A 20,139-nucleotide genomic window follows, 5' to 3' on the forward strand; every position below is an offset into this window, starting at 1 on the left:
CGTCAGGGGTTGGCACTCACCCGTTCGACTTCAACAGTGATGTGGGAGAGTTCGAGTATCTCCGCGAGGCAGGCCTTGTAGTCCGAAGGTTCGCGAGGAGCGCTCGACACCACCGAGATGATTGCAGCATGATGCCCTGGCCCGACTTGCCAGACATGCAGGTCTGCAATCCGGTCGGTGCCCGTTTCCAGCGCCTCAAGGATTTCGCTCCGCAAATCCTTGTCGTCAGGAATCCGGTCCAACAGGACCGAGCCTGAATCGCGGATCAGCCCCCAAGACCAGCGAGCGATCACAAGCGCGCCAACGATACCCATGAGCGGATCAGCCCAGAGCCAACCATAGCTGCGTCCGGCCAGCAGGGCCACGATGGCAAGGATTGACGTAAGCGCATCCGCCAGCACATGCATATAGGCGGCGCGGAGATTGTTGTCCCGAGCGTGCTCATGGCGGGCGTGGACATGAGTGTGATCATGCGCATGATGGTGCCCGTGGCCATGGTGATGATGGTGGGCGTGATCATCCCGGAGCAGCCACGCGCAGAACAGATTGACCGCAAGCCCCAGGACCGCAACGGCAATGGCCTGCCCGAAACTGATCTCCACCGGATTGGCCAGCCGCATCAGACTTTCCCAGCCGATGAGAAGCGCAATCAAGGCAAGGACGACGGCGCTGGCAAAGCCGCCCAGATCACCGAGCTTACCAGTGCCAAAGGTGAAACGGCGGTCATCGGCATGACGGCGCGCATAGAGGTAAGTCAGGGCGGTGATCAGCATGGCACCAGCATGGGTAGACATGTGCCAGCCATCTGCCACCAGCGCCATGGATCCATAGACCGTGCCCGCGACAATTTCGACAGCCATCATCGACGCGGTCACGGCAATGACCAGCCAGACCCTGTATTCGTTCCTGCGGTGATCGCGGCCGAGGAAATTGTGATCGTGAGTATGCTTGGATATGTCGACTGCGGGCATGTGACCTGGCTCCTGCCGGCACGCCGGCTTACTTCATGTAGGTTCGGATAATTTCGATCAGCTCTGCCCCGCCCTGCTCACGGTCTGCTCCGGTTTTGGCGTGAAGCACGTGCTCCCTCAGATGATCCTCGACCACCTCGGCAGTCAGCCCGCTCATTGCGCCGCGGGCTGAAGCGAGTTGACGCAGGATTTCGCCGCAGGGTTTCTCGGCCTCAAGAGCGCGCTCGATCCCCTCAATCTGCCCCTTCAGGCGCCGAACCCGGGCAATGAGCTTCTCTTTGTCGCGGATGGTGTGAGACATGGCGGTGGCTAACCTCAGCTTCTAATAGTATAGGGGACTATAGTATATAACGCAGACTATGTGAAGCCATGGAATGGATCGGCCGACGCACACCGGGGCGGGCAGAGCATGCAGAAATCAGCGCTCACGTCACGAACAAGGCATTGAAACATCGAGAAATGTTTCAGTTTGAAGCATAGGGAGGCTTCACCGGAACCCCGGCACACTAAAGCGCCAGCATGTGGTTGTCCCAGGAGATGCCCGGCACGAAGGCGAGGGATTGCGCCCGTGTGCCGGGGTCTTCGGCAAGGCTGAGGCCACCGTTGCCGTCGGAGATGAGGAAGCCGTGGCCATCGATGGCGGCAAGGCCACAGCCATCGGTGATCGTATCCAGCCCAAGCAATGCGCCGCTGTCTGCCGCCATATAGAGAATGCGCCCGCCGCGCGGGCAGGACAGCGCCACCACATCGCCGCTGGCATTGACGGAAACCGAGCCGATGTAATTGTCGAGCTGGGCCAGAACCTCGTTCTGCAGCGGCATCAGTTCCATTTTCCGGTCCCGTTCCAGCCGCACGACCAGCTGCGGAAAACGGCTCTTCTCGCCCTCGAACTGACCACCCACCCACACCTGCCCGCGCCCGTCCAGCGCCATGTGGCGGAGCGAGAGCTGATGCAGATCCTTGTCCAGTTCGTGCCAGGCGAGCAGCGCACCGGAGGCCGCATCAAGATAGACGATGGAAGGCTTCATCGTGTCGAGATTGAGCATCTCGCGGCCGGTGACCGGATGAGTGTCGATGCCGCCATTGGCGACCACCAGCACGCGGCCCTGCTCGGCCAGCAGAATGTCATGCGGACCGATGCCATGGGTCTCGAACTCGCCGATGCGCTTCAGGATTTCGCCGCTGGCATCATAGACGCCAACACGGCCCTGCGTTTCCTCCCCCACCGTGCCGAAAGCATTCTCGACCGCATAGAGCAGCCGCCCGTCAGCCGAAAAGACACCGTGGCCGTAATAATGGCGGCCGGGCTCGGCTTGCGTCAGCTGCGGCGGGGTTGCCCCCGTACGGTCGATCACCATGATGAACTGGCCGGGGCGGCGGGCGAAGGCGGCCAGCCTGCGTCCATCCGGCGACAGCGCAACACCATGGCCGCGTGCGGGCAGCGGCACCTCCATCACGTCCCGGCCATCGGCTGTCAGGATGGCGACCGCATGGCTGCCGTCCGCGTTGCGCCGGGCGCTGGCGAACAATGGTTCGTCCAGATCCGCACCAAGGAGCTTGACCGCGGCTTGCACGGGCAAGGTCATCAGCGCCGCGGCGGTTGTCAGGCCAAGGCCGGCCAGAAACCGCCTGCGGTTCAACACCAGCGCATCAGTCGCCGTCCAGCGCATTGAAGCCTCCGGTCATGTTGAGCGACCCGGCCAGATTGAGCGCAACGAGATCACGCAGGCCCTTCAGCGAAATCAGCATATCCGACAAGGCCTTGTAGCCTTCAGGCGTCTTCACCGTTTCGCGCATGGGCTCACCGGCACGGGCGAGTGCCCGAAGTGAATTGGAGACCTCGAATTCCAGGCTCGCGGCAATCCACTCGCCTTCGCTGTCCACGCCCTCTGCATAATTCGAGGCGCGGATGAAATCGCGGATGCCGGTCAGTTCGCTGGCGATATAGGCCTGCCCGAAATTGGCGCGGGAAAAAGGTATGCGGTTGGGCTTTGCCGATGCCGGATCATTGCCCAGCGCTGGGCCAAAAGCGGGGATAACATCCTGATCGCGCACGATCACCAGCCCGGTCACCAGCGCATTGAACAGGGTTTCCGCGGCTTCCTTGCTGTTGCGGAAGCGTGGGTTGTCAGGCCCCGCAGCTTCAAGCTGGCCGCTGAACCCGTCCGGTGCCTCCCAAAGGGCCGCAACTTCGCCGGAGAGCTGCGCCAGATTGACGGCGAGCGCCTGCGCATAGGCGCAGGCATAGACGCCCGCCTCATCCGTGCCGCCCAGTGTCACCTGGCCATCCTCATCGAAGGCCGCCAGTTGCAGCGCCGTCAGACCCTGCACGGCCACGCTCTTGGCGGCAAGGCTTTCAGGGGTGGTGGCGCTTTCATCCCGCTCTGCCACCAGCTTGCGGATCTGCCGCTGCGCCACGCCGCGCGCATCGGGCAGAAAGGCCAGCCGCTCCAGCCGGCTTTCTTCCGCCAGCGGGCCATAGCGCAGGAAACTGATCCGCCCGTAAGCAGCGACGGCCACCCCATAGGCAACGCGGAACTCATCCGCCGTCTCCGTGCCGGGGCTCTTGCAGGCGTCCTCAACAGCGGTGGGCAGGCGCTTGGCAGCATTGGCAAAGGCACGTGTCTCCGGCCGGATATAGCCCTCGACCGCCCCTTTCACATAATCCGCATAGCCGGCCTTCTCCTGCGCATGCAGAGGCAGAAGGGTGCTGGCAAGGGCAAGGGCAAGACAGGCAATGCGGCGCATCAAAGAGACTCCAGAAAACGGATCAGGGCCGCCCGGTCCTCCGGCGGCATGGCCACCACCGCATCGCGTGCGGCCTGCGCCTCGCCGCCATGCCAGAGCACAGCCTCCAGCAGCGAGCGGGCCCGCCCGTCATGGAGGAAACGGGTGTGGCCGCTGACGGTCTGCGTCAGACCAATACCCCAAAGCGGGGCCGTCCGCCATTCGCGGCCATTGGCATCCCCATCCGGGCGGTTGTCCGCCAGCCCTTCGCCCATGTCATGCAGCAGCAGATCAGTGTAGGGCCAGATCAGCTGGAAACTGTGCGCCGGGTTCTTCGCGTCCTTGCGGGTAACGTATTTCGGCACATGGCAGGAGGTGCAGCCGGTGCCATAAAACACCTCCTTGCCCCTCAGCACATCCGGATCAGCCATGTCCCGCCGGGCAGGCACGGCAAGGTTCTCCGAGTAGAAGGTGACAAGATCCATCACCGGGTCGGGCGCTTCCGTTTCCCCCAACCGGTCCTGCTCGCCCGTAGGCAGGGAGCGGCAGGCCGTCTGGGCTGCCGTGCAATCGCCGTAAGGGTCCGGATGTTCCGGCGTCGAAATACCGATGTCGCCGGAGAAAGCCGCAGCGCTCTGCGCCCGGACATCCGGCATCGTCGCCTTCCAGCCGAAGCGCCCCTGCACGAGCGCGCCGCTCGCCGGATCGCGCACGAGGCTGAGACGGCCGGAAATGCCGTCCCCATCCGCATCGTCCGGGTCGGCAAGGGCTTCAAGATCCGCCGGGTGAATCGCCTCCAGCAGGCCAAGCCCGATCATCTGCGGCGCCACGCGGGGCGAGATCATCGTGTCCGGCCGCATGGGGCCATAGGCAAGGTTCCCCGCCTCATAGAGCGGCTTCTGCAAGACGACCGTTTCACCGCCGGAAAGCCCGACGGGTACATCCTCATGGGTGATCCGCAGCTCCCCTTCCGGAACAAGGCCCGGCACGGCGAAGGTCTGGAACTGGCCGCCATAGACAGGCTCCGGCAGCGTCGCCACCTGCCGGTCTGCCAAGGCCTGCCGCTCCTCTTCCGTCACCGGCGGCACGGACAGCCGCAGGAACAGGGAGACGGCGGGCTCACCCGGCTGAGGCGGCGCACCGCGCCCGTCCTTCAGATGGCAGCCCTGGCAGGAGCGCGCATTGTAAAGCGGCCCCAGCCCGTCCGAGGCTTGCGTGGAGGACGGCGCAGAGACCCAGAACTTGCGGAAAATGCCGTTGCCGACCCGGAAGGTCTGCTGCTCTTCGAAACTGAGATTGGCGGACGGATGGGAAAACGCATCCCGGTTGATACGCTTGCGCGAGGTGGCAGCCCCGCCCGGCATGTCTTCGAACGGCTCTGGGGCTGCGAAACCTTCCGGAACGGCCAGCACTTTTGCAGCCTTTTCCCGGTCCGCCGGTGTCAGGTCATGCCGGTGATCAAGCGGACTTGTCTGAGCAGCCGCAACGCTTGCACCGGTAAGAAGACAGATACCGGCCACAAGCCGGACGGGAGCCGCCAAACGCCTCCATCGGAAGAAAATCATGCTGTTCCCCTGGCTGTTCAGGAAAGATCAGCCACACCCCTCTGCAGCGGCAGGAGAGGGAAACACAGTCCCCTCCCCGTCTCTTAAACCGTCAGCCCTTCCATCGTCTTCCCGGACGCAGCGAAGCGGAGATCCGGGACCGGTGAGCCAAGGTCTTTCGGCTCTCATTTCTTGAACCAGTCAGGCACCCCGGCTCACCGGTCCCGGATCGCGCGGGGCGCGTCCGGGATGACGATGGAGAAGCCTTGCAAGCCCAGGGAAAGGGAAAACTCCCCATCCCCGTTGTCGCGTCCAGTCCGTCCTTACTGGAACACCGCACCCGGATTATCCAGGCTGTCGGAGCCCTCGAAGGCGATCGATTCAAGGCCCAGCACCGCAACGGCACGCTCGATGGACCGGGTCTGGTCAATGAGAGTGTCAATGGCTGCTTGCACCACGGCATTGCCTTCGGCGTTGCCCTCGCCGATCATCTGGTCATAGGCTTCGACCGTTTCGGCACGGGTTTTCAGCGTGTCGAAGGCGGCCAGGGACGCGTCGAGCTTGCCCTTCAGTTCTTCCGCCGCGGCCTTGTCCTTTTCCGCCACCAGATCCGCCAGCGACGGGCCGGAGACCTTGGTGCCGTCAAGGCGGGTGTAGGTGCCGAAATAGACATTCCGGATGCCGACCACGTCATAGTAATGCGACATGTGGGTGTTATCGGAGAAGCAGTCATGCTCCTCTTCCGGATCGTGCAGCATGAGGCCGAGCTTCATGCGCTCGCCCGCCAGTTCGCCGTAGGAGAGCGAGCCCATGCCGGTGAAGATGGTGGCAAGGCCGCCCGCTTCGCCCTTGGCCGCAAGCTCCTCGCGCGCCGCACCACCCGGAGCCCAGGCAGCCGCCATTTCTTCCAGGTCCGTGATCAGCAGATCCGTCGCGGCCTGGAGATACTGGATACGCCGGTCGCAATTGCCGCCGGTGCAATTGGCCGGATCAAAATCCGTGGCCGGACGGTTGCCCGCGCCCGGACCCGTGCCATTCAGATCCTGCCCCCAGAGCAGAAACTCGATGGCGTGATAGCCGGTCGCCACATTGGCCTCGATGCCTCCAGCCTCCTGAAGCTTTTCCGACAGAAGCTCCGGCGTGATCACCGTGGCGTCGAGTTCTTCACCATTCAGCTGCAGCTTCGGATTGGCGATGACATTGGCCACATAAAGCGGGTTCTCTTCGGAACTGTCGCCATAGGACACGTCCACATAGTCGATCAGGCCCTCGTCCAGCGGCCAGGCGTTCACCCGTCCCTCCCAGTCATCGACAATGGCATTGCCGAAACGGTAAGCCTCCGTCTGCTGATACGGGCTGCGGGCGGCAATCCAGGCCTTGCGGGCGGCAGCCAGCGTTTCGTCGTCGGGCTTGGCAATCAGCGCATCGATGGCAACCTTCAGCGCCTTGGCAGAGGTGACGGAATCCGCATAGGCCACAGCCGCGACATCCTGATAGGTGGCCAGAACATCGGCCGGCTTCACATCCGCCGCATAGGCGGAAATGGTGGCGGGAAGAGCCATCATCGCAGTGGCTGCAAACAGAATGGCTTTGAACGAACGGGTCATGGGGCAATCTCCCTGGGCATCGGACGGCCCCAGCGCCGCCCGGTGACTGCCCGGCAGAAATGTCCCGGATCTGGCGGAAGAGGGGCACGCGCCTGCGGCAGGTCTCGGCGGACAAGACAATTCCTGAAGGTTTGTGTCAAGTTACAAAACAGCGCAGGCAGCGGTGCAAACGGACAACACCTCACGCGCTTGTGGCCAAAAGTCAGGTTTTCGGGTGGTTTTTCCGCCACGTTCTCACCTATATCTCAGGGAAGATACGGATATCCGGTGGCAAGAACCCAGAACCGCTGCGGCTAACGGGTCCTGCGCTCAAGACTTCAGGACGGATGATTTTATGCTCGATGCTTTCAAGCGCTTCATCAAGGACGTCACCTTTGGCGACAGCGACAATCTGACTTTCGCCGAAGATGATCACCGGCTGGCCGTCGCCGCTCTGCTCGTCCATGTCATCAGTGTGGATGGCGAAGTCGATGACGTGGAGAAGACCAAGCTCACCTCGATCCTGAAGACCCATTATTCCCTGAGCGACAGCGAAACGGCCGAGCTTGTGGCCCTTGCCACGGACAAGGACAACGAAGCTGTCGACATGTATGGCTTCACCTCCGTCCTGAAGCGCAAGCTGGAGGAAGAGGAACGCCAGAAGATCATCGAGCTGATGTGGCAGCTTGTCTATGCGGACGGCCGCGTGCACGAGTTTGAGGACAACACCATCTGGCGTGTCTCGGAATTGCTCGGCGTCTCCTCGCGCGACCGGATTGCCCTGCGCCAGAAAGTTGCCCGCGAGCAGGGGCAGCCGGACACGGAGTGAGCCGGCAACTGCCTGATTTCAGGGCGCATTGCTCTGGATTAGCGCTCGACGCCGGGCCGGTTGCAACGTTATCGTGACACCATGAATCCTGATCCTGCTTCCCCGCACCGGCCGCGCATCCTGATCGTCCTGCATCAAGAAACCTCGTCGCCCGGCCGTGTGGGGCAGGAACTTGTGAAGCGCGGCTTTGCACTGGACATCCGCCGCCCGCGCTTCGGCGACACGCTGCCCCACACGATGGAGCATCACGCGGGTGCCGTCATCTTCGGCGGGCCGATGAGTGCAAACGACCCCGATGCCTTCGTCCACCGGGAGATCGACTGGATCGGCGTACCTCTCGCAGAGCAGAAGCCCTTTCTTGGCATTTGCCTTGGCGCGCAGATGATGGTGAAGCACCTGGGCGGCAAGGTAGGAGCCCATCCGCAGGACCTGGTCGAGATCGGCTACTATCCGCTGCACCCGACAGAAACCGGCAAATCCCTGATGCACTGGCCATCCAAGGTGTACCAATGGCACCGGGAGGGCTTCGACCTGCCACATGGGGCCGATCTTCTGGCTTCGGGCGACACCTATCCCAATCAGGCGATCCGTGTTGGCCCCGCCGCCTATGGCATCCAGTTTCACCCGGAACTCACCCACGCCATGATGGTGCGCTGGACCACGAAAGGCGCTCCCCGCATGTCCCTGCCCGGCGCGCAAGGCCGCCAGGACCATTTCGCCGGCCGCTACGTCTTCGACCAGGCCTTGCGCAAATGGCTGGACGACTTCCTCGACATCTGGATCGGGCGGGCTGGGTAAAACCTCACCACGGCCAGACGCTGATGAGCACGCGGAGGCTCATGGCAAAGCAGACGATGACAGTGACCGGACGGATGATCCTTGCCCCGCCCCGGAAAGCGAAATGGGCGCCGAGATAGGCACCGGCCATCTGCCCGAGCACCATGACGCCGCCTGCCACCCAGGCGATCTGGCCGAAGAGAATGAAATAGAACAAGGCGCCCAGATTGCTGGTCAGGTTGAACAGCTTGGCATGGGCTGTGGCATTGCGGATGGTCATGCCGCGCAGCAGCACCAGAGACGTGGAGCTGAAAGACCCGGTGCCCGGCCCGAAGAAACCGTCATAAAAGCCGAGGGCGGGTGCAGCCGTCACCGCATAGCGCTCGGCGCTCATGCGCGGCGCCCGCTCTTCATCAAGGTTCCTGGCGAAGAACAGGAAATAGAGGCCGATCGACACCAGCAGCAAGGGGATGAACAGCACCAGCAGCTCCGCATTGATCTGCTGCAGCACCCAGCCGCCGAAGATGGAGCCCAGCGATATGGCGATGATGGGCAGGATGTTTGCCCGCACAGACACCATGCCCCGGCTGATGAAATAGGTGGCGGCCGTCAGCGTGCCGGAACTGCCCTGCAGCTTGTTGGTCGCCAGCGCCGTTGCGGGCGGCAGGCCCGCCAGCAGCAGCGCCGGGATGGTGATCAGCCCGCCGCCGCCTGCAATCGCATCGATCCAGCCAGCCATGAGAGCGGCAAGAAACAGGAGGCCGAGAACCTCATAGGACAGTTCCATGGAAGAGCACCGGAAGGGGCTGGGGGCCTGCCGTCTCATGGAAGGCGGCGGCACGGACCAGCATCTGGGAATGGGACGCCTGCGATGCCACGGAATACGAGGGCTGGCAAGGGCGGTTTGCGGGGTTGAACACGTTGAAGCAAAAAGGGGAGACCGAAGCCTCCCCTTGCGCATTTCCTGTCTGACGCTGCGGTCAGGCCTTGAACACCACCAGCAGGTCCTTGGCGTCGATCTGGCTGCCGGGGGTGACGAGCACTTCGGAGACCACACCGTCGCGCTCGGCATGAAGCGCGGTTTCCATCTTCATGGCTTCGATGGACAAGAGCACGTCACCGGCCTTGACCTCCTGCCCTGCCGCAATGGCAACGGTGGAGATGACGCCCGGCATCGGCGCGCCCACGTGGGTCTCATTACCGGCCTCGGCCTTGCGGCGGGCGGCATTGCCTGCGGCGCCATGGGCCCGGTCCGGCACCTTGATGATGCGCGGCTGGCCGTTCAGCTCGAAGAACACCTTCTTCTCGCCCTGCTCGTCCGTTTCGCCCACCGCCTGACAGCGGACCACCAGCGTCTTGCCCGGCTCCAGCTCGACGAGGATTTCCTCGCCCACCTCAAGCCCGTAGAAATAGACCGGCGTCGGCAGCACCGAAGTCGGGCCATACTGGCTCTGCGCCTTGGCAAAGTCGGTGTAGACCTTCGGGTACATGAGATAGGACGCCAGATCCATGTCGCCGATCTCAAGCCCGGTCTTTTCAGCCGCTTCCTTGCGGCGGGCTTCCAGATCCTCCTGCTTCAGGAGCGAGCCGGGGCGGACGGTGATGGGCGTATCGCCCTTCAGCACCTTGGCCTGCAGCGCCTGCGGCCAGCCGGCCGGGGGCTGCCCCAGATCGCCGCGCAGCATCTGCACCACGGAATCGGGGAAGGCCACATCCTTTGAGGGGTCCACCACATCGGCCACCGTCAGCCCCTGGCTGACCATCATCAGCGCCATGTCGCCGACCACCTTGGAAGATGGCGTGACCTTGACGATATCGCCGAACATCATGTTGGCATCGGCATAGGCCTGCGCCACTTCGTGCCAGCGGGTTTCAAGGCCAAGCGAGCGGGCCTGTTCCTTGAGGTTGGTGAACTGGCCGCCCGGCATCTCGTGCAGATAGACTTCGGAGGCCGGTCCTTTCAGGTCGCTTTCAAAGGCCGCATACTGGCCGCGCACCGCTTCCCAATAGAAGGAAATGCGGCGGATGGCCTCCGCCGAAAGCCCCGGATCGCGGTCCGAGCCCTTCAGCGCCTCGACGATGGAGCCAAGGCAGGGCTGCGAGGTGTTGCCGGAGAAGGCATCCATCGCCGCATCAATGGCATCCACGCCTGCATCCACCGCAGCCAGCACCGTGGCGGCCGAAACGCCGGAAGTGTCATGCGTGTGGAAGTGGATCGGGATGCCGATTTCTTCCTTCAGCGCCTTGAACAGGATGCGCGCGGCGGCCGGCTTCAGAAGGCCCGCCATGTCCTTGACGCCAAGGATATGCGCACCGGCCTTTTCCAGCTCCTTGGCGAGGCTGACATAGTACTTCAGGTCATACTGCGGCCTTGCGCTGTCGAGCAGATCGCCCGTGTAGCATAGCGCGCCCTCGCAGAGCTTGTCCGTCTCCAGCACGGCGTCGATGGAGACGCGCATGTTCTCCACCCAGTTGAGGCAGTCGAACACGCGGAACAGATCAACACCGTTCTGCGCCGCCTGATGCACGAAGAAGCGCACCACATTGTCCGGATAGTTGGTGTAGCCAACGCCGTTGGAGCCGCGCAGCAGCATCTGCAGCAGAATATTCGGCGCCTTCTGGCGGATCAGGCGCAAACGCTCCCACGGGTCTTCCGTCAGGAAGCGCATGGCCACGTCAAAGGTCGCCCCGCCCCAGCATTCCAGCGACAGAAGCTGCGGAAGGCCGGTGGCATAGGCATCGGTGATGGCAGCAATGTCGTGGGTGCGCACGCGGGTGGCCAGCAGCGACTGGTGGCCATCCCGCATGGTGGTGTCGGTCACCAGCACCTGCGGCTGCGCCTTCATCCAGCTGGCAAAGCCCTTCGGCCCCAGTTGCTCCAGCAGCTGGCGGGTGCCATCGGGCTTCACATTGCCGAAATCCGGCACGACGGGGGCAGCCGCTTCCCGGCCGGGACGCGGGCGCGAGCGGGTTTCCGGATGGCCGTTGACGGAGACATCGGCGATGTAGGTCAGCAGCTTGGTGGCGCGGTCCTGCCGCTTCACCTGCGCAAACAGTTCCGGCGTGCCGTCAATGAACCGCGTAGTGTAGTTGTTGGCGCGGAAGTCCGGGTGGCCGATGATGTTTTCAAGGAACACAAGGTTGGTCGCAACGCCGCGGATGCGGAACTCGCGCAGGGCGCGCTCCATGCGCTTGCAGGCTTCCTCGGCGCTCGGCGCCCAGGCGGTCACCTTTTCCAGCAGCGGATCGTAGAAGCGGGTGATCACCGCGCCCGAATAGGCCGTGCCGCCATCGAGACGGATGCCGAAGCCGGTCGCACCGCGATAGGCGGTGATGCGGCCATAGTCAGGGATGAAGTTCTGTTCCGGGTCTTCGGTGGTGATGCGGCACTGCAGCGCATGGCCGTTGAGCCGCACATCCCCCTGCACGGGAACGCCGCTCGCCTCGGTGCCGATGGCGGCCCCGCCTGCGATGCGGATCTGCGCCTTGACGATGTCGATGCCGGTCACCTGCTCGGTCACCGTATGCTCCACCTGCACGCGCGGGTTCACCTCGATGAAATAGATGGCGCCCGTGTCCGAATCCATCAGGAACTCGACCGTGCCGGCCCCGCAGTAGTTCACCGCCTGGCCGATCTTCAGGCCATAGCCGCACAGTTCCTGCCGCTGCGCCTCGGACAGATACGGCGCAGGCGCGCGCTCGACCACCTTCTGGTGGCGGCGCTGGATGGAGCAGTCACGCTCGAACAGATGCACCAGATTGCCGTGCGAATCGCCCAGGATCTGCACTTCCACGTGGCGGGCGCGTTCGACCAGCTTTTCCAGATAGATCTCGTCCTTGCCGAAGGCGGCCTTGGCCTCGCGCTTGGCGGCGACCACTTCGCGCACCAGCGTTGCCTCGTCACGGATGACGCGCATGCCACGCCCGCCACCGCCCCAGGAGGCCTTGAGCATCACCGGATAACCGATGCCGGCGGCCTGAATCTTGATCTCCTCGATGTCATCGGGCAGCGGATCGGTGGCCGGCATGACCGGAACTCCGGCCTCGATGGCGAGATTGCGCGCTGCGACCTTGTTGCCAAGGCGGCGCATGGTCTCGGGCTGCGGGCCGATGAAGATGATGCCGTTCTGGGCGCAGGCCTCGGCAAATTCGGGGCTCTCCGACAGGAAGCCATAGCCCGGATGGATGGCATCGGCGCCCGAGAGTTTGGCAACCCGGATGATCTCGTCGATGGACAGATAGGCCTCGATCGGGCCCAGGCCCTTGCCGACCTGATAGGCCTCGTCGGCCTTGAAGCGGTGCAGCGCCAGTTTGTCCTGCTCGGCAAAGATGGCGACGGTTTTCAGCCCAAGCTCATTCGCGGCACGGAACACGCGGATGGCGATTTCAGATCTGTTGGCAACGAGAATCTTACGGATGGCCAAGCCCATACCTCCCCAATATGAAAGCGCATGAGTCATACAAAGGGATGAGGGCAAAGAAAAGAGCCAACACTCTTGACCTATTCGCCTGCGCCAGCTCAACAATCAAACGCCCCATAATGGGACATAATTCTTTATTTTTGACCCGGTTCAACTGGTTGCCGGGAGCAACCAGTTACGTTCCCCTGCCGCTATTTCGTGGCTCTGCCGCTTGAACACTACAAACTGTCGTACGAACAAAACAAAAACGCATAACGGACAGCGATTCGTGCATGAGTCGTTCCGCTTTGGTGCTGAAGGTTGAGATAGCGCTCGTGAAAATTGCTGATCCGGTTAACCTGATCTGCACGATTTCCTGAGCTTGACGCGATTCCGGAAAACGGCGCCCTGCCCACCTTAAATCCTTGGTCAGATTCAGGATTTCGTGGTCACCCCCTTGCCGGAAACCACATGTCGTAGGGAACAAAAACAGACTCGCGGCTTGTCTGCGATTCGATCAGCCTTTGTTCCAGACTCGTTCCTTTGCCCGGATTCGCTGCCCCGTTTCAGCCATGGCGCCGCGTTAGAACCGGGGCCGAAAATCGTGAGGGACAGGGGGAAGACCCTATGCTAGACAGCCTTCCGCACGCCCTGACCTTTGTGAGGGCCAAGACACCCGGCCGAACGAAGCACTCCGCGCGATGCCTCCGATCCAGATCATGACCTTGCCGCCGGCCGCCCGGTCCAGAACCGTTACGGCGGTGCTGGGCCCGACCAACACCGGCAAGACCCATCTCGCCATCGAGCGGATGCTGGCCCAGCCCTCCGGCCTCATCGGCCTGCCGCTGCGCCTGCTGGCGCGCGAGGTCTATGGCCGTCTGGTGGAGCGCGCAGGCGAGGCTGCGGTTGCCCTGATCACGGGCGAAGAGAAGATCGTCCCCAAGGCGCCGCGCTTCTGGGTTTCGACGGTCGAGGCGATGCCGCTCGATCTCAACACCGAGTTTGTCGCCATCGACGAGGTGCAGCTGGCCGCCGACATGGAGCGCGGCCACGTCTTCACCAACCGCATCCTGAACCTGCGCGGCCGCTCCGAGACGCTGCTGCTGGGCTCTGCGACCGCCCGTCCTCTGCTGGAAAAGCTCATTCCCGGCCTCAATGTGGTGACGCGGCCGCGCATGTCGGTGCTGACCTATGCAGGTTCCAAGAAGATTTCGCGCCTGCCGGCCCGTTCCGCCGTCGTCGCCTTCTCCTCCAGCGAGGTCTATGCGATTGCCGAGCTGATCCGCCGTCAGCGCGGCGGCGCGGCGGTGGTGCTGGGCTCGCTCAGCCCACGGACGCGCAACGCACAGGTGGAGCTGTTCCAGAACGGTGACGTGGATTATCTGATCGCCACCGACGCGATCGGCATGGGCCTCAATCTGGATGTGGACCACATCGCCTTTGCCGGAAACCGCAAGTTCGACGGCTATCAATACCGCAATCTCAGCCCCGCCGAGATGGGCCAGATCGCCGGGCGCGCCGGGCGTCACATGCGCGATGGCTCCTTCGGTGTGACGGGCCGCGTCGATCCGTTGTCCGATGATCTCGTGGAGATGATCGAGAGCCACCGGTTCGATGCACTGAAAGTTTTCCAGTGGCGCAACACGCAGCTCGATTTCACGTCGATTTCCAGCCTGCGTGACACACTGGACCTGCCTCCGCGTGAAGACGGACTGGCCCGTGCGCCAGCCGCCGACGACGCGCAGGCCCTCGAATATGCCGCAAAGGATCACGGCATCCGCGACATGGCGTCCTCCCCCTCGCGGGTGGCGTTGCTCTGGGATGTCTGCCAGGTGCCGGACTATCGCAAGATCGCCCCGGCTAACCACGGAGACCTGCTTATCCACCTATACACGTTGCTCGTGCGCAACGGGGTGGTCGATGAAGACTGGTTTCAGCGTCAAGTGGCTTTCGCAGACAGGGTGGATGGTGATATCGACACTCTTGCGAACCGGATTGCGCACATCCGCACCTGGACTTTCGTGGCAAACCGTGCCGAATGGCTGAAGGACCCTGTTCACTGGCAGGGTGTCACCAGAGGCATTGAAGACAGACTGTCGGACGCCCTGCATGACCGTTTGACCCAACGGTTCGTGGACAGGCGGACAAGCGTATTGATGAGACGTTTGAGAGAGAACGCCATGTTGGAAGCGGAAATCACGCAGACTGGGGACGTCCTTGTGGAGGGCCAGCATATCGGCCGCCTGCAGGGGTTCCGGTTCGCGCCGGATGCGGTTGCGGACAGCCCGGAAGGGAAGGCCGTACGCGCAGCAGCCCAGAAGGCACTGGCCAGCGAGATCGAAGCCCGTTCCGACCGGCTGTCGCGCGCGCCCAATGAAGATTTCGTCCTGAGCACGGACGGCACCATCCGCTGGCAGGGCGAACCTGTCGCCCGTCTCACCGCCGGTGACGACACGCTGGTGCCCGGCTTCGTGCTGCTGGCCGACGAGCACCTGACCGGCCCCGCCCGTGACCGGGTGCAGGCCCGCGTTGACCTGTGGGTCAAGGCCCATGTCGGCACGCTGCTGAAGCCGCTGATCGACCTCAAGGACGCCGAAGGGCTGGAAGGCCTTGCCCGTGGCATCGCTTACCGCATCTATGAGGCGCTCGGCATTCTGGAGCGCCAGGATGTGGCCAATGATGTGCGCCAGCTCGATCAGGACATGCGCGCCTCGCTGCGCAAGCTGGGTGTCCGCTTCGGCGCCTACAACATCTATGTCCCGGCCCTGCTGAAGCCGGCTCCGAGCCAGCTTCTGGCCCAGCTCTGGGCGCTGAAGCACGGCACGCCGGACATGCCCGGCCTCGTGGAGCTGCCGCAGCTGTCCGCCTCGGGCCGCACCTCGATCACCGTCGATCCGCAGATCGACAAGGCGCTGTACAAGGTTGTCGGCTTCCGCGTCTGCGGCCCGCGCGCCGTTCGCGTCGACATTCTGGAGCGTCTGGCCGACCTCATCCGCCCGCTGATCGCCTGGAAGCCGCTGGATGCCAGCGTCACGCCGCCGGATGGTGCCATTGCTCAGGGCGGCGGCTTTACCGTCACCGTGGCCATGACCTCGCTGCTGGGCTGCGCAGGCGATGACTTCACGGAAATCCTGAAGTCTCTGGGCTACCGCAACGAAAAGCGCGAGATCGAGCGCCCGGTGGCCGCACCTGCCGATACGGCCGCGACCGAAGCCGCTCCGGTCGAAGCCGCTCCGGCGGAAGCGGAAGCTGCACCGGAAGAAACCGCAGCCGAAGCTCCGGCAGAAGCTGAAGCCACCGCAGAACCGGTTGCAGCCGAGGCTGAGGCAGAGACGGCTGACGCCGGCGAAGCTGCCGCCGCCGTTGCCACTGAAACCGTCACCATCGACATCTGGCGTCCGGGCCGCACCGGCGGGCGTTCGCGTCAGGGCGGTGAAGCTGGCGAGCGCCGGGGCGGTGGTGACCGCGGTGACCGCAACAAGGGCGGCCGCGGCCGTCCGCAGCAGGGCAAGCGCGGCGAAGGCGAAGGCGCAGAAGGCGGCCGCAACCGCTCCGGCGGCGAGCACCGCGGAAACCGTGACGGCAACCGCGAAGGCCGCCGTGATGACCGGCGCGACGACCGCCGCGAAGGCGGCAAGGGCGGCAAGCCGCATCATCAGGGCCAGAAGCAGGGTCAGGGCCATGCCGGCCAGCGTGACCGTGCGCCGCGTCCGGAAAAGCCGATTGATCCGAACTCGCCCTTCGCAGCCCTGCTGGCTCTGAAGGCCAACATGGAAAAAGGCAAGTCCTGAGCGCCAAAGGCACATCAGACACGGCCCCGCACGCGGGGCCGTCCGCCTCGCAGCGGATCGACAAGTGGCTCTGGTTTGCCAGGGTGACGAAATCCCGCACCCTGGCTCAGAAACTGACCACCGGCGGGCATGTGCGTGTCAACCGCGAGAAAATCGACAGCGCCAGCAAGGCCATCCGCACCGGCGATGTGCTGACCATCACGCTGGAACGGCGGGTTGTCGTGCTGGAAGTCGCCGGTCTCGGCACCCGGCGCGGCCCCGCCCCGGAAGCACAGCTGCTCTACAAGGACCTGACCCCGCCGCCCGCCCCGCGCGCGGATGTGCCCTCTGCCCCGGCGCAGCGGGATCCCGGATCGGGCCGCCCCACCAAACGCGACCGGCGCCGCATGGACGCTTTTCACTCCGGCCTCGAGGATCCGGAGTAAGTTGATCCCCTGACAGGCAAAAGGACGCATGCGCTTTTCTTTCGCCGGGCCATTCCTGCCCTTACTGTGCTTGCCACAAAGGGGCAAAAGCGGTAGGCAACGGCCCTGAAACGGGAAGCAGGCTCTGCCGGTCCGCCGTAGCTGAGGGAGACGGCACGAGGACCGGCTGATACCGCCAGCGCCATCAAGAGGAACGCGATGACCTACGTCGTCACTGACAACTGCATCAAGTGCAAGTACACCGACTGTGTCGAAGTCTGCCCGGTCGATTGTTTCTATGAAGGCGAGAACATGCTCGTCATCAACCCGGACGAATGCATCGACTGCGGCGTGTGCGAGCCGGAGTGCCCGGCCGAGGCCATTCTGCCGGATACCGAGCCCGGCCTCGAGAAGTGGATCGAGCTCAACGCCGAATATGCGGCAAAATGGCCCAACATCACCGAGAAGAAGGATGCCCTTCCCGAGGCACCCGAGTTCGACGGCATCAAGAACAAGCTGGAAACCCACTTCTCGCCCAACGGTCCGGACGGCGCCTGAGCAATTGCAAGGCTTGATGCGTCAGCATCCTGGAGCCTTGGCAAAAGCGGGAAATCCTTGACCTGACGCATGGCGGAAGCCTGCAGGTTACGATACGGAAGCAAGTTGCCAGAGCGGCCGGCATAACACCCGGTCGCTTTCTGCTTTGGTTTTTTGCGTTTTTGTGATAGGTTGTTCAAGTAGTCGTCGCAGTCTTGGTTCACCCCCTCCCCCTGGAGGTTTTTTTATGGTCGCAGTCCACCGCTGGATCGTGCGCGAGATCAAGTTTCTCCGCAGCCATGCACATGTGAAATGCGGCCCGTTTGAACCGGCGAGCACCGGCGGCTGACCACCCAAGACGTACAGACAGGTCCGGTGCTCATGCGTGAGCAGGTTCCGGTCCGGTTTGCGTTACCACAGGAACAACGGTCCGCCCCGTGGCGGCCCGGTACGGCTCATTCAGCCGTAACTGCGCAGGAGTTACGAAGCGTATGGCAACCCCCACCAAGAAGACCGCGCAGCGTCAGGGCTTCAAGACTGGCGAACATATCGTCTATCCCGCTCACGGCGTCGGCCAGATCACGGCCATCGAAGAACAGAGCGTTGCGGGTTATGCGCTGGAACTGCTGGTCATCAGCTTCGAGAAGGACAAGATGACCCTGCGTGTCCCCGTCGCCAAGATCGCCTCGGTCGGCATGCGCAAGCTGGCGGATGCCGCTGCTGTGAAGAAGGCTCTGGAGACCGTTCGCGGCCGTCCGCGCGTCAAGCGCACCATGTGGAGCCGCCGCGCCCAGGAATACGAAGCCAAGATCAACTCCGGCGACCTGCTGGCCATTTCCGAAGTCGTGCGCGATCTCTACCGCTCCGACGCCCAGCCGGAACAGTCCTATTCCGAGCGCCAGCTCTATGAAGCTGCACTGGACCGGATGGCCCGTGAAATCGCTGCCGTGAACAAGTGCTCCGAGACGGAAGCCGTCAAGCAGATCGAGCAGAACCTCGCCAAGACCCCGGTCCGCATCAAGAGCGCCGAGGAAGAAGGCGAGCAGGAAGAAGAAGCCGCCTGATCAGGCCGCATCTTTTACGATCAGGAAGGGCGTCCGGCGCAAGCCGTGCGCCCTTTTCCTTTTATTGCCCTCACTGAGGCCATTGTCTCATACTAACTTCCGATGAGCCTGGCTTATCCGGGAACCGATCAGGCCCGTGCGGGGTTTGAACAGTCCCAGGCCGTGATGCGTCAGCATCTCAGATGCCTTGGTCTGATGAGACGCTGCAGCCACATTTTCGTGATGCGCCTGCGTCAGAATGTGCCAGAAACCTGGCCCGGCGGGCGGGCCGAAAGGCAGCCCTCAAACGAAAAGCCTATTCAGGGCAAGGAGTTGCCCTCCCCCGCAGCTTTGCGTGCCTGAGGCGCGCTGACGGGCACTGCATTCCCCGGCTGCCACGCCACCGTCCAAACCGGGTGAAAACGCTGATCTGGACCGCCGCAAGTGGCGTAACATATCCGACAAGCAACAGGGAGCCTGCCATCATGAGTACATCGATGAGCACCCGGCGTCAGATCGTCAAGGCCGCCATCAACGCGCCGTACCTTAGCCGTGAGGAAGAACAGCAGCTTGCCATCAAGTGGCGCGATGAACAGGATCAGGCCGCACTGGACCGCCTGTCCCTCTCGCATATGCGTCTCGTCATCGCCGTGGCCGCCCGCTTCCGCAACTTCGGCCTGCCGATGAATGACCTGATCCAGGAAGGCCACGTGGGCTTGCTGGAAGCCGCAGGCCGGTTCGAGCCGGAGCGCGAGGTCCGCTTCTCCACCTATGCCACATGGTGGATCCGCGCCTCCATCCAGGACTATATCCTGCGCAACTGGTCGATCGTGCGCGGGGGAACTTCCTCGACGCAGAAGTCGCTCTTCTTCAACCTGCGCCGTCTGCGCGCCAAGATCAGCGCCGAGCAACAGGGCATCAACGAAAGCGAGATGCACCGGCAGATCGCCGAGACCATCGGCGTGAAGATTGCCGACGTGGACATGATGAGCGCCCGTCTCTCGGGGCCCGACACCTCGCTCAACGCGCCCCTGTCAGATACGGAAGGCAGCAGCGCCGACCGGCAGGACTTCCTCGTCTCCGATGCGCCGCTTCCCGATGAAGTGGTGAGCGGCGAGATCGATGGCGAACGCCAGCGCAAGTGGCTGCGCTCCGCCATGAATGTGCTGACCGAGCGCGAACGGCAGATCGTGCGCGAGCGGCGCCTGAAGGAAGAAAGCGCCACGCTGGAAGCCATTGGCCAGACCATGGGCATCTCCAAGGAGCGTGTCCGCCAGATCGAGAACCGGGCTCTGGAGAAGCTGAAGGAGGCCCTGCTCAAGGCCCAGCCGGACCGTCTGGCCCTGATGCCGTGAGGCCCGCGCGGAGGTCATCCTCTACCTGCCAGCCAAGCCTGTCATCCCCGCGCAGGCGGGGATCCAGTACTCTCTCAAGCCGTTACGGCGAAGAAAGGGAGTACTGTTGGGTTGGACGGCCCCTACGGCATCGATGTGCCAGAATGAGGTTGTTAGCGATCTCAAACGATGGAGC

Annotated in this window: 15 protein-coding genes; 7 read left to right on the forward strand and 8 right to left on the reverse strand. The window is 63.4% G+C overall.

Annotation, left to right across the window (positions count from 1 at the left end; all coding sequences use genetic code 11):
• Positions 1-2: 2 nt before the first annotated feature.
• From dmeF to ACVNHC_RS18540, 6 genes are all read right to left on the reverse strand, one after another.
• Complete coding sequence (gene dmeF / locus ACVNHC_RS18515) at positions 3-971, reverse strand: CDF family Co(II)/Ni(II) efflux transporter DmeF (RefSeq protein WP_457168564.1); 969 nt, start codon at positions 969-971, stop codon at positions 3-5.
• Between the two features lie 28 nt (positions 972-999).
• Positions 1,000-1,272 carry a metal/formaldehyde-sensitive transcriptional repressor gene (locus ACVNHC_RS18520; protein ID WP_050472336.1) on the reverse strand — a complete coding sequence of 91 codons (273 nt, stop codon included), beginning with the start codon at positions 1,270-1,272 and terminating at the stop codon, positions 1,000-1,002.
• A gap of 205 nt (positions 1,273-1,477) precedes the next feature.
• On the reverse strand, positions 1,478-2,641 hold the full coding sequence (locus ACVNHC_RS18525; RefSeq protein WP_457168567.1) for a DUF1513 domain-containing protein: 1,164 nt from the start codon (positions 2,639-2,641) through the stop codon (positions 1,478-1,480).
• Complete coding sequence (locus ACVNHC_RS18530; RefSeq protein WP_457168569.1) at positions 2,622-3,719, reverse strand: imelysin family protein; 1,098 nt, start codon at positions 3,717-3,719, stop codon at positions 2,622-2,624. The genes ACVNHC_RS18525 and ACVNHC_RS18530 overlap by 20 nt, the downstream gene beginning before the upstream one ends.
• Positions 3,719-5,263 (reverse strand): di-heme oxidoreductase family protein, encoded by a 1,545-nt coding sequence (locus tag ACVNHC_RS18535; protein ID WP_457168571.1) that lies wholly within the window; start codon positions 5,261-5,263, stop codon positions 3,719-3,721. Before ACVNHC_RS18535 ends, ACVNHC_RS18530 begins: the two co-directional genes overlap by 1 nt.
• Positions 5,264-5,565: 302 nt before the next feature.
• Entirely contained in the window at positions 5,566-6,849 is a 1,284-nt protein-coding gene (locus ACVNHC_RS18540; RefSeq protein WP_457168573.1) for an imelysin family protein, read from the reverse strand.
• Positions 6,850-7,183: 334 nt separating this feature from the next.
• On the opposite strand from ACVNHC_RS18540, the gene ACVNHC_RS18545 reads away from it, so the two are divergent.
• Both ACVNHC_RS18545 and ACVNHC_RS18550 read left to right on the forward strand, forming a co-directional pair.
• Entirely contained in the window at positions 7,184-7,657 is a 474-nt protein-coding gene (locus tag ACVNHC_RS18545) for a tellurite resistance TerB family protein (protein WP_050472331.1), read from the forward strand.
• Between the two features lie 81 nt (positions 7,658-7,738).
• Positions 7,739-8,455 carry a glutamine amidotransferase gene (locus ACVNHC_RS18550; RefSeq protein ID WP_457168575.1) on the forward strand — a complete coding sequence of 239 codons (717 nt, stop codon included), beginning with the start codon at positions 7,739-7,741 and terminating at the stop codon, positions 8,453-8,455.
• 4 nt (positions 8,456-8,459) lie between these two features.
• Here the strand turns inward: ACVNHC_RS18550 and ACVNHC_RS18555 are convergent, their stop codons facing one another.
• Together ACVNHC_RS18555 and pyc are read right to left on the reverse strand one after the other, a co-directional pair.
• The gene (locus ACVNHC_RS18555; RefSeq protein WP_374630203.1) at positions 8,460-9,221 is read right to left on the reverse strand and encodes a TSUP family transporter; all 762 of its coding nucleotides are present in this window, start codon (positions 9,219-9,221) and stop codon (positions 8,460-8,462) included.
• Positions 9,222-9,414: 193 nt separating this feature from the next.
• Positions 9,415-12,858: a pyruvate carboxylase gene (gene pyc, locus ACVNHC_RS18560; protein ID WP_457168578.1), complete on the reverse strand. Its 3,444-nt coding sequence runs from the start codon at positions 12,856-12,858 to the stop codon at positions 9,415-9,417.
• Positions 12,859-13,553: 695 nt separating this feature from the next.
• On the opposite strand from pyc, the gene ACVNHC_RS18565 reads away from it, so the two are divergent.
• The 5 genes from ACVNHC_RS18565 (at position 13,554) to ACVNHC_RS18585 (ending at position 19,964) form a co-directional block, all read left to right on the forward strand.
• Entirely contained in the window at positions 13,554-16,625 is a 3,072-nt protein-coding gene (locus tag ACVNHC_RS18565) for a helicase-related protein (protein WP_457168580.1), read from the forward strand.
• Positions 16,626-16,681: 56 nt separating this feature from the next.
• Positions 16,682-17,050, forward strand: coding sequence for an RNA-binding S4 domain-containing protein (locus tag ACVNHC_RS18570; RefSeq protein ID WP_457168594.1), 369 nt, complete (start codon positions 16,682-16,684; stop codon positions 17,048-17,050).
• A gap of 198 nt (positions 17,051-17,248) precedes the next feature.
• Positions 17,249-17,587 (forward strand): ferredoxin FdxA, encoded by a 339-nt coding sequence (gene fdxA / locus ACVNHC_RS18575; protein WP_019964945.1) that lies wholly within the window; start codon positions 17,249-17,251, stop codon positions 17,585-17,587.
• A 470-nt stretch (positions 17,588-18,057) separates the two neighbouring features.
• Positions 18,058-18,630, forward strand: coding sequence for a CarD family transcriptional regulator (locus ACVNHC_RS18580; protein ID WP_457168582.1), 573 nt, complete (start codon positions 18,058-18,060; stop codon positions 18,628-18,630).
• 464 nt (positions 18,631-19,094) lie between these two features.
• Positions 19,095-19,964, forward strand: coding sequence for an RNA polymerase factor sigma-32 (locus ACVNHC_RS18585; protein WP_050472322.1), 870 nt, complete (start codon positions 19,095-19,097; stop codon positions 19,962-19,964).
• The last annotated feature ends 175 nt before the right edge of the window (positions 19,965-20,139 follow it).

The sequence above is a fragment of the Pannonibacter sp. Q-1 genome (genome assembly GCF_054073275.1).

Coding starts and splice junctions, on each gene's coding strand:
- dmeF (WP_457168564.1), bottom strand. CDS start 971: ATGCCCGCAGTCGACATATCCAAGCATACTCACGATCACAATTTCCTC.
- ACVNHC_RS18520 (WP_050472336.1), bottom strand. CDS start 1,272: ATGTCTCACACCATCCGCGACAAAGAGAAGCTCATTGCCCGGGTTCGG.
- ACVNHC_RS18525 (WP_457168567.1), bottom strand. CDS start 2,641: ATGCGCTGGACGGCGACTGATGCGCTGGTGTTGAACCGCAGGCGGTTT.
- ACVNHC_RS18530 (WP_457168569.1), bottom strand. CDS start 3,719: ATGCGCCGCATTGCCTGTCTTGCCCTTGCCCTTGCCAGCACCCTTCTG.
- ACVNHC_RS18535 (WP_457168571.1), bottom strand. CDS start 5,263: ATGATTTTCTTCCGATGGAGGCGTTTGGCGGCTCCCGTCCGGCTTGTG.
- ACVNHC_RS18540 (WP_457168573.1), bottom strand. CDS start 6,849: ATGACCCGTTCGTTCAAAGCCATTCTGTTTGCAGCCACTGCGATGATG.
- ACVNHC_RS18545 (WP_050472331.1), top strand. CDS start 7,184: ATGCTCGATGCTTTCAAGCGCTTCATCAAGGACGTCACCTTTGGCGAC.
- ACVNHC_RS18550 (WP_457168575.1), top strand. CDS start 7,739: ATGAATCCTGATCCTGCTTCCCCGCACCGGCCGCGCATCCTGATCGTC.
- ACVNHC_RS18555 (WP_374630203.1), bottom strand. CDS start 9,221: ATGGAACTGTCCTATGAGGTTCTCGGCCTCCTGTTTCTTGCCGCTCTC.
- ACVNHC_RS18565 (WP_457168580.1), top strand. CDS start 13,554: ATGACCTTGCCGCCGGCCGCCCGGTCCAGAACCGTTACGGCGGTGCTG.
- fdxA (WP_019964945.1), top strand. CDS start 17,249: ATGACCTACGTCGTCACTGACAACTGCATCAAGTGCAAGTACACCGAC.
- ACVNHC_RS18580 (WP_457168582.1), top strand. CDS start 18,058: ATGGCAACCCCCACCAAGAAGACCGCGCAGCGTCAGGGCTTCAAGACT.
- ACVNHC_RS18585 (WP_050472322.1), top strand. CDS start 19,095: ATGAGTACATCGATGAGCACCCGGCGTCAGATCGTCAAGGCCGCCATC.